The sequence below is a fragment of the Streptomyces sp. JJ38 genome, assembly GCF_019303475.1.
In the GTDB taxonomy this organism is placed as follows: domain Bacteria; phylum Actinomycetota; class Actinomycetes; order Streptomycetales; family Streptomycetaceae; genus Streptomyces.
The window spans coordinates 51693-65040 of the sequence record NZ_JABLSI010000042.1 but is presented as its reverse complement, the minus strand read 5'-3'; the positions used below and the strand labels follow the sequence as shown (position 1 = coordinate 65040).

At 70.0% G+C, this 13348-nt stretch carries 11 protein-coding genes and 2 pseudogenes; 6 read left to right on the top strand and 7 right to left on the bottom strand.

Annotated features, from left to right (window positions below; genetic code table 11):
* Positions 1-418: 418 nt before the first annotated feature.
* Positions 419-1375, bottom strand: coding sequence for a hypothetical protein (locus HPT28_RS21075; RefSeq protein WP_257579029.1), 957 nt, complete (start codon positions 1373-1375; stop codon positions 419-421).
* Between the two features lie 529 nt (positions 1376-1904).
* Complete coding sequence (locus tag HPT28_RS21070) at positions 1905-2180, bottom strand: hypothetical protein (protein WP_219092736.1); 276 nt, start codon at positions 2178-2180, stop codon at positions 1905-1907.
* 245 nt (positions 2181-2425) lie between these two features.
* On the opposite strand from HPT28_RS21070, the gene HPT28_RS21065 reads away from it, so the two are divergent.
* The 5 genes and pseudogenes from HPT28_RS21065 to HPT28_RS21045 all read left to right on the top strand — a co-directional run bounded on the left by HPT28_RS21065 (position 2426) and on the right by HPT28_RS21045 (position 4951).
* Entirely contained in the window at positions 2426-2722 is a 297-nt protein-coding gene (locus HPT28_RS21065) for a hypothetical protein (RefSeq protein ID WP_219092735.1), read from the top strand.
* A gap of 180 nt (positions 2723-2902) precedes the next feature.
* Positions 2903-3190: pseudogene (locus tag HPT28_RS21060) on the top strand (transposase); the annotation flags it as partial.
* The gene (locus HPT28_RS21055; protein WP_219092733.1) at positions 3187-3624 is read left to right on the top strand and encodes an IS3 family transposase; all 438 of its coding nucleotides are present in this window, start codon (positions 3187-3189) and stop codon (positions 3622-3624) included. The pseudogene HPT28_RS21060 and the gene HPT28_RS21055, both read left to right, overlap by 4 nt.
* A gap of 53 nt (positions 3625-3677) precedes the next feature.
* On the top strand, positions 3678-4070 hold the full coding sequence (locus tag HPT28_RS21050) for an integrase core domain-containing protein (RefSeq protein WP_374226993.1): 393 nt from the start codon (positions 3678-3680) through the stop codon (positions 4068-4070).
* A 77-nt stretch (positions 4071-4147) separates the two neighbouring features.
* Positions 4148-4951, top strand: coding sequence for a tripartite tricarboxylate transporter substrate-binding protein (locus tag HPT28_RS21045; protein WP_219092731.1), 804 nt, complete (start codon positions 4148-4150; stop codon positions 4949-4951).
* Between the two features lie 597 nt (positions 4952-5548).
* On the opposite strand, the gene HPT28_RS21040 is transcribed toward HPT28_RS21045, so the two are convergent.
* Positions 5549-8980, bottom strand: a complete 3432-nt coding sequence (locus tag HPT28_RS21040; RefSeq protein WP_219092730.1) for a phosphocholine-specific phospholipase C — start codon at positions 8978-8980, stop codon at positions 5549-5551.
* Positions 8981-9756: 776 nt separating this feature from the next.
* On the opposite strand from HPT28_RS21040, the gene HPT28_RS21035 reads away from it, so the two are divergent.
* Entirely contained in the window at positions 9757-10482 is a 726-nt protein-coding gene (locus HPT28_RS21035; protein WP_219092729.1) for a trypsin-like serine protease, read from the top strand.
* Positions 10483-11042: 560 nt separating this feature from the next.
* Here the strand turns inward: HPT28_RS21035 and HPT28_RS21025 are convergent.
* The 4 genes and pseudogenes from HPT28_RS21025 to HPT28_RS21010 all read right to left on the bottom strand — a co-directional run.
* Positions 11043-11312 carry a DUF202 domain-containing protein gene (locus HPT28_RS21025; protein ID WP_219092728.1) on the bottom strand — a complete coding sequence of 90 codons (270 nt, stop codon included), beginning with the start codon at positions 11310-11312 and terminating at the stop codon, positions 11043-11045.
* Positions 11309-11668: a YidH family protein gene (locus HPT28_RS21020; RefSeq protein ID WP_219092727.1), complete on the bottom strand. Its 360-nt coding sequence runs from the start codon at positions 11666-11668 to the stop codon at positions 11309-11311. Before HPT28_RS21020 ends, HPT28_RS21025 begins: the two co-directional genes overlap by 4 nt.
* Before the next feature lie 78 nt (positions 11669-11746).
* Positions 11747-12715, bottom strand: a complete 969-nt coding sequence (locus HPT28_RS21015; protein WP_219092726.1) for an aliphatic sulfonate ABC transporter substrate-binding protein — start codon at positions 12713-12715, stop codon at positions 11747-11749.
* Positions 12712-13278: pseudogene (locus HPT28_RS21010) on the bottom strand (ABC transporter ATP-binding protein); the annotation flags it as partial. The gene HPT28_RS21015 and the pseudogene HPT28_RS21010, both read right to left, overlap by 4 nt.
* Positions 13279-13348: the final 70 nt, after the last annotated feature.

The window sequence follows — 13348 nt, the reverse complement described above, 5'->3', positions numbered from 1 at the left end:
CAGATCCTCAGGATCCAGTGTCTCGTGTGTCCAAGATCCGGGGTCAAGGCCCGTGCCCGCGAACTTCAAAAGGTTGTCAGCCGGTCAGACGCCGTCTGGAACCGTCCATCCCCGCCCTATGACGCGGACGGTAGATAAAGAACAAGCTCAGCAACCAACGAAGCCGCCGCACCAAGCTCAGCGCAGAACGACGTAGCGCCCTGGCCGACCTCGGACTCCAATGGGCCAAAGCACGACCTCTTCCACGGCCCTGAGCTGTCGGCCCGACCGTCCTGTCCACAGCCGACTTTCGGGCAAGTTGCCGAGCCGCTCACAGGAGCTCAGTCGTCACTCAGCGTGGCCGCACCACAGAAGCTGAGCCAGAACCGCTTGAAGTGAACGAAGCCAGACTGCAGCCGCGCACGTTGATCGGCCGTTCTCAGCAGTCGTAGCGGTGGGCGTAGGGGGTGTCGGGGCAGTTGCGGCAGACGAAGAAGTACATGCCTCCGAGGTCGCCCATACTCATGTCGTGGCCGAACGTATCGAGGACGGCCGGGTCGGCCTTGGCCTGCCATGACGGGACCCTGTCCTGGTCCTGTCCGGGGCCGCGGTCGTCCAGGGGGAGCCATCGGCCCATGCCCGGCTCGGTCGCGGTCACGCTGAGCAGGTGCTCCATGCGGGTGCCGCAGTCCGCGCAGTCGGGCCAGTCGGGCCCCTGTGTCCAACTGGGGTATCCGCCGACCTTGCTCTGCTGCGTGGTCGCCACCTCGAAGTAGCCAAAGCCCCGTTCCTCTTCCAGGACCTCGTACCGCCCGCCGATGCGTTCGCTGAGCCCGCGCGGCATATCCCAGTTCGGGTACTCCACAGCCGGTGTCGGGGACACCGTGCACGGGCGGGGCACGAATTCCTCATCCGCGGTGTGCGGGCGCGGCGGCTCCCACTCAGCGGCGCAGGCTGCGGTCAGCGCCGTATTGCGCCAGTAGAGCCCGGGGTTGGCGGCGTACTGGCCGTCGTCGTGAACGAGTGGACACCACAGGATCTGCAGCAGATCGGTACCGGCGGGAAAGTCGAGGTCGGGCACGTCGCGCGCGTACAGCTGGACGACGGGGACCATCGCGACCGGCTCAGGACCGAGGGGCTCGTCGTGCGGCGTGCAGTAAACCGGAGCGGTGCACATCGGCCAGGGCTCGTCGGCAGGCCACAGCAGCGGTCCCCCGATCGAGCTGTCGCCCGAGCCCGGCTCCCCTACCCGGGGGTAGAGGAGCGTGACTTCACGGTCCAGGCCGGTCAGCTCCGGAAAGACCGCCTCAACATCGAAAGGGATCGGCGCCAGCGGCCGCGGCCCCCTCGGCCGGACCTCCTCGATACCCAGCTGCTGTATGCGTCGTGATGGCATGGGGGATCTCCTCCTGCTCCCGCTGGCTGTACCTCAGCCGACCCTAACCACCACCCCCGACACCAGCTACCTACATCGCAGCGGGGCCACATGCAGATCGACCCTGCACTTCGGTTCGTCAGCTGCCCCAGTGACGCCAGCGGGCTGCCGGCGGCTCGCAACGTCCTGACGCGACCAGGCGCGCTTCCAGGATTGCTTCGCCCGCGTGGAGCGGGCCGGAGCCGAGCTCCAGGGCCACCTGGCGTACGCGCCGAGAAACACGCTGGCGCACCAGCCGGACTACCAGGCGAAATTGCGCACCCCGGGGTGGCGGACTGGTAGACGTGGCTGATTGCTCGGGTCCGCCAGGGCTTCAGAAACCTCCGCCCCGAACCTGTTCCTGTCCGTGCCGCTAAGCCGAACGCCTTGGTCCCGGCAGACTACTCGGCTCGAGAAACAGGCACCCTGCCAGCCACGACGACCTGGGCCGGACCACCGGACGCCCGGAAAGCGTCACCGAACGCGATCAGCTCGCAGTCGGAGCACGACTTCAGAAGGGAACAGCCAGCCCGGCCTCGCGCAATCGAAGTAGCGCCCTGCCCATGCACTCGGCGGGCGAGGCCCCGTCTGCCCTGATTCCACCGCCCAGCGGCCCACCAGAAGCGGCAAACGTCCACGGCGGTTGACCGTCACGCATGCGCTCCGCGTCGACCCGGATCATGGCCCCGACGCCTCGCTCGCCGAGCCATTCCAGGATGAGCAGCATCGCATCCTCGACACCGCTGTCCAGGTCCACCTTGGGCCACCGCCCCGTCCCCTCGGCCATGGCCACAACCCTACTCAGCACCGAGCCGGGTCTCGTGACGCACTGACGGAACGGCTCGGAGCAAGAACAAGCTGAGCCGGTGTCTGAGCAGTCCTTGCCAGGGCGGCGCTGGCGGCTCAGCAGATCACGTTGGCAAGCCACTCGCTGAGCGGGTCATGGGCCGGATCACCGGCACGACCGTCTGGGCGCCGGAGTCAGCCCGCCGCCCGCCCCGTAGGGAGCCGTTGTCACAGGTTGCGGCTATCTTGCAGCTCAGCGCTCGCACCGGAGACACCGCGTGGGTCCGGGCCGCACCCGAGCACCTGCCCCTCACGCTGGCCGGGCGTACCTTCGACCTCGGGCCCGCGCACTTCTCCCACCCCCGGGCGGAAGCAGTGAACAGCGGGCAAGCTCTCGAAGCCCTCGACGCCGGCACCGCCGAGGGCTTCGGTGTCGAGTTCCGCCCCGCCGACGGCGAGCACTTCCGAGTCCGCCTCGGCTCCAGCCCCAAAGATCAGCCGCCCACCCCGCTGAATCTGCCCGGCTACCTCGAACCCCGCTGAGACGTCCTCAGCGATCTCGCGCAACTGTCAGGGATGACGTGCAGCAGGAGGCGGCGCCGGAGGCTGTGCCCGGTCTGGAGGGGCTGGATGCCTTTGGAGTGACCCCCGAAATTCCGACACCTGGACGCTGGATGTTTCGTCATCCAGGGGAAGTGATCCAAGGTAGCAAAGCGGAAGAACTACCCCGAAGAGTTCAAGCGGGACGCGGTGGGCCTGGTGCGTTCCTCGCCGGAGCGTTCCCTCACCGACATCGCTCACGGCCTGGGCATTCATCTGGAGACCCTGCGCAAGTGGGTCCGCGAGGACCGGACCCGCGCCCGGGCGGCGGACGGCGGGGGTGACGCCGGCATGACCCCTGACGAGAAAGAAGAGCTCAAGCGCCTGCGGCGGGAGAACGCCCGGCTGAAGGAGGACAACGAGATCCTCCGGAAGGCCGCCGCCTATTTCGCACGGGAGACGACACGGTGATCCGCTTCCATTTCGTCGACGAGCACCGGAGCGCCCACAGGGTGAAGCGGATGTGCGACGTTCTCGGATGGGACCGCTCCGGCTACTACGCCTGGCACCAGAACAAGGAGGCGCGGCAGGAGAAGGCCGATGCGGAAGAGGGCCTGGCCTGCCGTATCCGGGAGATCCACACCGATTCCCGGGGAGCCTACGGGGCCCTGCGGATCACCCGGAAACTCCGGGACCAGGGGCACGTGGTGAACCGCAAACGTGTCGCACGCATCATGCGGGAGCGCGAGATCGTCGGGATAACTCGACGGAAATCGCGGTCGTTGACGAGACAGGACCGCACGGCGCCGCCCGCACCGGACCTGATCCTGCGCGACTTCACCGCACCGATGCCGGGCCTGAAATTCGTCGGGGACATCACCTATCTGCCGACGGCAGAGGGCTGACTGTATCTGGCGACGGTGATCGATCTGTGCACGCGGGAGGTCGTGGGCTGTCGATGGCGGAGCACATGCGCACCGAACTGGTCGCAGACGCCATCCGGATGGCCCACGCGGGTGGGCACACGGCAGGCAACGCGATCTTTCACTCCGATCGCGGATCGCAATACACGTCCCACCGATTCCGACTCCTGTTGGGCGAGTTGGACATTCGGCAGAGCGTCGGACGCACCGGTTCGTGCTTCGACAACGCCGCCGCGGAGAGCTTCTTCGCCGTCTTGAAAGCAGAGATCGGTACGACCGTCTGGGAAGCCCGGGCGCACGCTCGGCAGGACGTTTTCCGGTGGATCGCCGAACATTACAACAGGGAGCGGCTCCACTCGACCATCGGCTACATCACGCCGTACCAGGCGAGGGTCCGCTGCCATCAACGGCTGGACCTCGCGGCATAAAACGGAAGTGTCGGGACCCGTGGGGTCACTTCATCAGCCCCTACGACACCACGAGTTCAACCTCAGTAGGTGACGGCTTGAAGTCACGGCCGTTCGTGCCGTCCCGCTACCGCAGGGTGCCGGCACACTCCCCGTACACCACCTTCGGCGAGCTGGTCGCCGCGTGGCGCGGCGAAGGCCGGCTGCGCGCCGGTGTGGGCTCCCACCCGGGCGGTCCCGACCACCAGGCGCTGATGCTGCTCGCCGAAAGCCTCGGCCTGTCCACCTCCTCCCTGCCCCACCACCGCTACGACGGCGGCAATGAACTCCTGGCGGCCATCCTCGACCGACGCGTGGACTTCGGGGTGACCAGCACGTCCGAGTACCGGCACGCCATCGCCGCCGGCCAGCTCCGCGCCCTCGCCGTGACCGGCCCCCAGCGCGTACCGGGCATCGACGCCCCCACCCTCCAGGAGGAGGGTTACAACCTCAAGGTGGTCAACTGGCGCGGCCTGGTGGCCCCTCCGGGCCTCACCGAAGACAGCGCGCTTCCCTGGTCGCCCTCCTCGACCGGCTCCGCCGCACCCCCGAATGGCGCCGCGCCCTCCGCGACAACAGCTGGACCGACGCCTCCCTCGTCGGCGACGACTTCGCCCGCTTCCTCGCCGCCGAGCACAAGCGTGTGGCAACCCTGCTGGACCGTCTCGACCAGGCCCGCGACTCATCCGTCCCTCGCACCAACTACTGGCCACGCTCGTCTATCTCGGGCGCGTGACGACCGACGACGTGCTGGCCTGCTGGTCCGGAGTGGGCCGCTCCACCGCGGCCCGGTCCGTCAGCGAGGTGCGGGCCCTGCTCGCCTGGCAGGGTGCGCCGGTTGCGGCCCCTGGCCGAGGTGTTGATCACCTCGGTCCAAGTCAGAAGGCGGGGATCTTCGATGGACCTGAGGTCCGCGTCCGTCGGCCAACTGCCGGACGCAAGGCCCGGGACAGGTTCGTCCCCGGCACGTCAACCTGCTGTCCGGCGGGCCCGCGGCGGAGATCCTCGCCGATGCCGGCCGCCAGGGCTGGATGCCCAGGTCTGGGGGCGGCACCACGGGCAGAGAGCTGGCGGAGCCTTGGCCCGCCGCCCCGGCCGCCTTGAGCAGCCGGGCACTGTGCTTCGACGCCAGTCGGCAGCACCGACTGCTGTGCCGACGTCACCACGGCCACGACCTGGGTCAACAGGATCACCAGCCGCTGACAGGCTCCCGGGGCGGACAGGACCGCACCGCCAGACGGACGCCCCGGCCGGGAGAGCGNCTCCGTCTGCCGCGCCCGACCGCCCCGGGCCTCCTTCGCCTCGCCGGGGACCCCTCCCGGCGAGGCGAAGGCACACTCCTGAAGCCGGCCGCCGCGTGGCGAGCCCGGGGAGGGAACGTGCTCGCCACGGCACACGGCGGCATACGAGGTGAGAGTCCCGCGGTGCGGCCGGGGACGTGAGCGGCCGCCCCGCTACGGTCACCCGGTGACAGGACGAGTGCTCACCCGGATGTTGTCCACCGACCAGTACCAGTCGTTCATCGCGTTGTAGAGCCGGAAGGTGAAGGTGACACGGGTGGCATCCGTAGGGACCCTGCAGGAGAGGGCCACGAGCTGGTTCTGGCGGTCCCGGCCGGCGTTGTCGTTGCCTGACGCGGCGGAGCTGTAGTGCAACAGGCGTCTCCTCTCACCGGTGTCGAACTCTGCGGTGATCTCAGCCTCCTGAGGTTCTTCCTGCCGGTAGTGGGAGTCGAAGGCCAGATGCAGGGTGGTGGTGCCGGCCGGGATGGTGACGGCGGGGCTGATGAGACGGGAGTCGAAGCGGCCGCGGGACTCGGGGTCGCCGGTGTCATCCCAACCGTCGGGGTCGGCAACCGCCACGATCCCCAGGCCGCGGGTGAACGTCTCCCGGTCCTGGCTGTCGGCGGCGAACCAGAACTGCTTGGCCATGAAGGACCAGCCGGTTTCCTCCTCGGTGCCCGCGGGCATCTCCGGCGCGTTGACGACGCGCCAGCCCTCGGGCGGGGTCCGGGTCCAGCCGAGGAGGTCCTTGGGGACGTTCAGGTCGGCTGCGGGGGCCAGCAGCGGGAGCAGGGACTCGAAGTCCTCCGCCAAGAGGTGACCGCGAAGGTCAGGGCCGACCGTGACCGCGAGATCCGTCGTGGCCTCGTGGGTGTCGCCGACGCCGCCCACGGGGGTACCGGCGATGGTGGCCGTGAGGGTGGCGGTGTCGCGGGCGGCCGCGCCATCGGCGGTGACCGTCCAGGTGAGGGCGGCGGTGCCGCCTGCCTCGACACGGTGCGGCTGGTCACCCGCGGGCCGCGTGGTCCAGCCCTCCGGGACGGTCAGGCCGGCGGTGAGACCGCTGATCGCCGTGCGGCCGGCGTTGGCCACGGTGGCGGTCACGTCGATGGGCCGGCCCGGTGAGACGACGACCCCGTCGGTGTGCGGTGAGCTCGCCGGGGCGGAGAGGGTGATGCCGAGAACCGGTGTGACCTCGGCGGCGGTACGGGTGTCGGTGTGGACGAGGAGGCCGTCACCGTCACCGTACGCAGTGGCCATCAGGTCACCGGCGTGCGTGTCGTAGGCGGCGGTGACCTCGTGAACGATGTCCACGCTCGCGTCGGCGGGCAGGGACCGAGGAGCCTGCCCCACGCGCTCGACCCTCCAGCCCGCGGGCGCGGCCAGGGCCGCGGTAAGGCCGGTGAGCGTCGACGTGCCTCTGTTGGTGAGGGTGACGGTGACCGAGGCGGCGACGCCCTGGACCAGCGTGCCTCCATCGACGGCCATCCGGGCGGTGAGAGGGGCCGGCAGGCCGCCCGCCGGGTCGGTGATGCCCGGACCGTCGCCGGCGCGGCCGGTCATCCGGCGCAGGAAGTGGGGGTCGTCACGGTCAAGGACGACAACGTCGAACCACCCGTGCTCGGGCAGCCGCAGCACGACCCGCCGGGAACTGCCCGGGGCCAGCCGCACCCTGCGGGGGCGGGTACCGCGGTTCCGCGGATAGACGGACTCTCCGACCAGCAGCGTGCGGTGCTTGCGCGACGGGTTGTCGCAGTGGACCACGAGCAGCCGGGACCGCTCGTGGTGGTCGAGCCGTGCTTCCGCGCCGACGCCCCTGCCGCGCAGTATCCACTGAGCGCCAGCTGGGCCGTGGACGGTGAGGTCGTAGCCGTCCGGGCCGAAAGCGAACGTGTCGGTGACACTGTCCCTGGGGGTGACCGTCCAGGCTCTCGGCCGCGAGCCGTCGGCGCTGAACCCGGCGACGGCTGCCGCACGTGAACCGTTGTTCGCGAGGCGGAGGCCGACCGAGCCGTCGGTGACGTCGGCGGTGAGTGTGAGCCGGTAGGGAAGGGTGCGGGCCGGCCGGTATCCGGGCTCCTGGACGGGTGCGATCTGCTCGTCCGGCGGGTCAGGGCGCCATCGGCCGACCGGCGTGGGCACGGGGGCGGGCTGGGTTACCTCGGGCCGCCGGTGGGTTCTGCGGAAGTCGAAGACCGAGGTGAGGTCGCCACAGACGGCCCGCCGCCACGGGCTGATGTTGGGCTCGGCGACACCGGTCCACTTCTCCAGGAAACGCAGGATGGAGGTGTGGTCGAACACCTCGGAGGAGACGAATCCGCCCACCGTCCAGGGTGAGACGACGGTCATCGGTACGCGCGGTCCCAGCCCGATCGGTCTGCCGTCGTACCAGTCCTCCGAGTCTCCTGACTGTGGCCGAGGCGCGGTCGGGGCGGGAACGTGGTCGAAGTAGCCGTCGTTCTCGTCGAAATTGATGAGGACAGCCGTCCTGGACCAGGTCCGCGGATCGCCGGCGACGGTGTCCAGCAGGTCGTAGATCAGGTTCGCGGAACCAGCGGGAGTGGAGGATCCGGGGTGCTCGGAGAGGGCGGCCGGCGGCACGACCCAGCTCACCTTCGGAAGCGTGCCGGCCTTGACGTCCGCAGCCAGCCGCTGGATGAGGGAGCCGGGTTCGGAGCGGTACGCGCCACGCAGGAACAGCCGCCGTTCGGCCTCGCTGAGGCTGTCGACGCCTCGCTGGAACTGCGCGAGCGCGGTGGCGCGCCGGGTGTCGGACATGGCCGCCAGCCGGTCGTAGAACTCCTCGGTGGTGCGGTGGCCGCCGTCCACATGAGCCAGGATCTTCTGGCCGACCTTCTTGAACGGACGGAAGTACTCGACGGCGTTGTCGTTGAAGTTGTCCCACTCCTGGTAGATCTGCCAGCTGATGCCGGCCGCCTCCAGGCGCTCGGGGTAGGTCGTCCAGCCATAGCCGCCGTGCCCGTAGGCGTAGGCGGCGTTGGTGACGGCGCGCTCGGTGGTACTGCCGGGCTCGTAGCCGGTGGTGCCGGTCCACAGGTAGTTGCGGTTCGGGTTGGTGGACCCGTAGACGGAGCAGAAGTAGGCGTCGCAGACGGTGAAACGGTCGGCCAACTCGTACTGGAGCGGGATGTCCCGCCGGTCGTAGAAGGCCATGGTCGAAGGGGACTTCGCGGCGATCCAGTTGTTCCACCAGCCGTCGTTCCAGGCCGATGTGGCGTCGGTGAATCCGTGGGGCAGCGAGCCCAGGAACTGGATGTCGCCCTCCCGGCGGCCTGCGGCCGCGGCAGCGGCCCGGGCTGAGAACGGCAGGATGCCGCCACCGTCGGCCTGTGGCTGCTCGAAGACACTGCGGCCGGTGGGGAGCCGTAGCGCGGTGCGGTCGGCGAAGCCGCGGACGCCCTGAAGGCTGCCGAAATAGTTGTCGAAGGAACGATTCTCCTGCATCAGGACGATCACGTGCTCGATGGCGTTCAGACCACCGGCCGGTACGGGCGTGGCCATTGCCTGCACGAGTGACGGGGGAAGAAGGGAAGCGGCGGCTCCACCGACCATGGCGCCGAGTACGCGGCGCCGGGATATCGCGGTCATGGAGCGGAACGCTAAGGGCGTGACCGGGTGTCCGGTAGACGGACCGCGGGCTCTTTCGGCCGATGTTCACCAGCCCATCACCGATGTTGGCGAACTGTTCGTGCACGGTTCTCCGCGCACGGCCGCTCCAGCGTACGGGTGGGGCGATCCTTGCCGACCGCGTCGTTCCCCCGCAGGGCCCCCGGCTCCCCACGGGCCCGTGGCAGGATCCGGTGCCCACGCTCGGCGCGCGGGTGCACAGGTTGTCGCACTCCACATCGGTCAGCGGCCCACCGGAGAGGACGCTGTGCTCGCCTTCGGCGACGAAGGCGTCTTCCTCCTCCCCTGCCCCAGCGCGGAGACCGGCTGTCCAGCTGCGCCCGCCAGGAGTGGACGTGAGCCCCGACCTGGTCTCCCGCCAGTGGGCGAGTCGCTCCGCCGCTACGGGCCGCACCTGCGGGCGGCCGGGTGTGCCTGACGCGTACAGCCCGGACGGCGCGCCGCTGGCCGAGTCCCTCGCTCCGGCGGGGCGGCTCGTCCTCGCCGGAGCCCGCAGCGGTTCGGACTGCCGTTTCGCCCCTGCGACGGCCGCCGCAGCCACGGTGCGGCCGCACTCTGACGCGACGGGGGCAGGCTCCTGTCCTCCGATGTCTCACCGTCACCTATGGACGCGCTATCCCCAACCACTATCTCCCCGGCGGCGGACCCGGGCGTCTAACGTCATGCCCGTTCACCACCGCTTCATGTCCATGACCAAGGGATGCGAGCGGTGCGCAACCCGACCGAGAGGACCCCCCATGAACAAGGCCAGGCTCGCGCTCGGCGCGATAGCCCTCCTCGGTACCACCACGCTCGTGGCCACCGGTACCGGCACCGCCAGCGCGGCGCCGGTACCGATCGTCGGCGGCGACTACACGTCGAGCGCCCCCTCCTACATCGCCGCGGTCGGCGACCACAAGGGCATGTTCTGCAGCGGCTCACTCGTCGACGAGCAGTGGGTCATCACCGCCCGTCACTGCAAGGGAGCCAAAACGGTGCGCATCGGCTCCGCCAACCTCAACAGCGGCGGCACACTCGCCAAGGTCACCCGGACCGTCGCCCACTGGGACATGGACATCCGGCTGCTCAAGCTCAGCGAGCCCGTGGCCCAGCAGCCCGTCCAGCTCGGCCAGGCCTCCCCCACCCCCGGCTCGGACGTACGGCTCTACGGCTTCGGCCAGACCTGCGGACCCTACGGTTGCGGTGACATGAGCCCGCGTCTCAAGCAGCTCGACACCAAGGTCACCCACGACGCCGAGTGCGCCGGAATCAACAGCAGCCGGGAACTGTGCTTCGACACCAGCGTCGGCAGCACCGACTGCTACGGCGATTCCGGCGGCCCCGCCATCCAGGGCGGCCGCCTCGTCGGCGTCACCAGCCGCGGAGCACAGGGCCCCGGCAACTCGACCTGCGGTAAGACCAACTCCATCTACGGCGACGTCACCACGGCCACGACCTGGATCAACAGGATCACCAGCCGCTGACAGTCTCCCGGGGCGGACAGGACCGCACCGCCAGACGGACGCCCCGGCCGGGAGAGCGNCTCCGTCTGCCGCGCCCGACCGCCCCGGGCCTCCTTCGCCTCGCCGGGGACCCCCTCCCGGCGAGGCGAAGGCACACTCCTGAAGCCGGCCGCCGCGTGGCGGCACCAGAGAGCCTGAGCCCGGTGCGGCCTCGCGGCAGGCAGAGCGTGTCCTGCGACGCGTGGCACGACGCGGGAGCCACACCACCGCCGCCAACGTCCGGTCCACGCACTGGTTGCCTGAGCTGGTTCCAGGGAAGAGATCATCCGGTCGGGGCCGGACGGACCACGGGTGAACCAGCCCGGGCCCCAGGGTCGCAACGGCAGCGGCGGCATGGTTGCTGTTCGTGTTCACGGTCGGGGAGAGTCCCCACCCAGGTTCCCGAAGACCTGCGCTTCACCCCAGCCATCCGGACAGGGTCCAGGTGGCCGCCGATGAGCCGTACTCCTCGTTGAAGCACCGCCACCACGGCATGAACGTACAGGGCCTGGCCCGCCCGGACGGGACGCCGCTGCGGATTCTCACGATCCCTGGCGGGTCCGCAGGACGAGGGCGAGCGCCAGCAGCAGCGCGGTAACGGCGGGGAGCGCGCAGACGAGGGCGGCCTGGCGTTCCGGGCTCCGCAGCGTCATGACGGCCGCCGCGGTGAGCAGGACGGTCGTCGCTGCCGTCGCCCAGGGGCCGAGGCGGAGCAGGAGCGCCGCGCTGGTCGCGACGGCGAGCGCGGTGCGCTGCCAGGCGAGGGCGGTGCGTTCGGGCTGTAGGCCGGGGTCGCGCGCCGGCGGGGTCATCCGCTGACCAGGGCAGTGGTCAGGGCGAGCGCGGCGGCGGCCAGCACGCAGGCGGCCGTCCAGGGCAGGCGGGTGCCGGGGAGTGGCGCGTTGGTGCGGATGGCGTGTTCGGCCCCGCGCCAGCGGCGGTGGGAGAGAGCGGAGTGGAGACCGCCGGCCGCGATGAGGAGGACGCCCAGTCCCGTGCGTCCGGGCAGGGTGGTGAGTTCGACGACGGCGCCGCCCGCTGCCATCAGTGCGAGGGCGGTACACAGGTGAGCGAGAAGGGTGCGCTCGTTGGCGAGGGTGAAGCGGTAGTCGGGTTCGGCTCCGGTGGTGTGCAGGCGCTCGCGGCGCCACCAGGTGGCGATGGGCATGGGGTGTCCTCGTGTGCTGCCCCGTGGTGGGTACGGCCCACAGCGGGCGGTGCCGGGCCGTACCCACGGGTCGGGTGGCTATTTCGCTGCGGTGGTGTACAGGTCCGCCAGGTAGAACGTCTGGGGCAGCCCGTTGAGCCAGCCGTCGACCGATCCGTCCTCGGTGGCAGTGGCCAGTTCGGCTGTGGTGAGGGTCTGGACGTGTTCGGCTTCGGCTTTGAGCGGGGCTTCGGGCAGGCCGAGGAAGGCGGCGGTGGTCTTGATGGCGGCAGCCGGGTCCTGGGCGCGCAGGTCGTTGGCCTCCTGCAGCACCTTCACGACCTTGCTGACGGTGTGTTTCTCGCTGTCGGCCATGTCGTTGGAGGCGACGTACATGCTGGGGAAGGAGATCTCCGGTGCGAAATCGGCGTTCGTGGCCAGGGTGACGAGGTCCGGCTTCCTGGCTTCGATGGTGGAGACGTTCGGGTACCAGATTCCGGCCGCGTCGATCTGCCCGGAGACGAAGGCGGAGACCAGGGTGCCCGAGTCCATCGGGACCTTCTCCACGTCGCCGGGCGTCATGCCTGCCTTCTCCAGCGCGAGTTGAAGGATCATGTCGCCGCTGGTGCCCTCGGGCACGCCGACCTTCTTGCCCTTCGGGTCGGCGACCGTCGTGATGCCCTTGCCTGGCTGGGCAATCAGCCGGTCGGCTTCGCCGAGGCTGTTGATCGCGATGATCTTCGCCTGGCCGGAGGCGGGGAGCCAGGCGGCGCCCGGGCCGAGGTAGGCGATGTCGAGGTCTCCGGCGTTGAGTGCCTGGACCTGGATGGGGCCGTTGGTGAACTTCTTCAGCTTCGGGTCGAGCCCCTGCTTCTTCCACAGTCCCTGGTCGGTGGCTATCGCCACCAGGGAGGTACCGTTGTAGTCGGCGATGTAGCCGATGTCGACCCGGGTGGTGTCGCCGCCGCTTCCGTCGGCTGCGCCGCCGTCGTCGCTGCACGCGGTGAGGGGGGCGAGGGCGGCCAGGGCAGTGGCGAGCAGGCGGTGTCTGCTGGTTCTGGGTTTCACGCGGGGGTGCCTTCCTGGTCCTGGTGGTAGACGGAGGTCCAGACCTCGTTGCGGATCTCGGCGAACGCCTTGGACAGCCGGACCTCCTCGGTCCGCGGGTAGGGCAGGTTCACCGGGATCTGGCGGTGGATCCGGCCGGGGCGGGCCGCCAGAACCACGACCCGGCCGCCGAGGTAGACGGCCTCGTCGACGTCGTGCGTGATGAACATGACGGTGCGTTTGTCCCTGCTCCAGGCGTCGAGCAGCTGATCTTGGAGCTGGACGCGGGTGAGTGCGTCCAGCGCTCCGAACGGCTCGTCCATCAGCAGGATGCGTGGGTCGACGGCGTAGGCACGGGCGATGGCGCAGCGCTGGCGCATGCCGCCGGAGAGCGTGCGCGGCAGGGCGTCGGCGAAGCGGGTCAGGCCCACGAGCTCGATGTAGTGCTCGGCCCGTTGCCGCCGCTCGGTCCGGGGCACACCGGCCAGGCGCAGCCCGAACTCGGTGTCCGCGCGGGTGCGGGGGCCTGGCACGAGGAGCTGCCAGGAATCGCCGAATCTCCGCCGCCGTGAGCTGGACGGTCCCGGCCGCCCCCACCTGCTCCGCACCTCCCTCTCCCGGCTGGAAGCACTCCTGGACCGCGCACCAGCGACC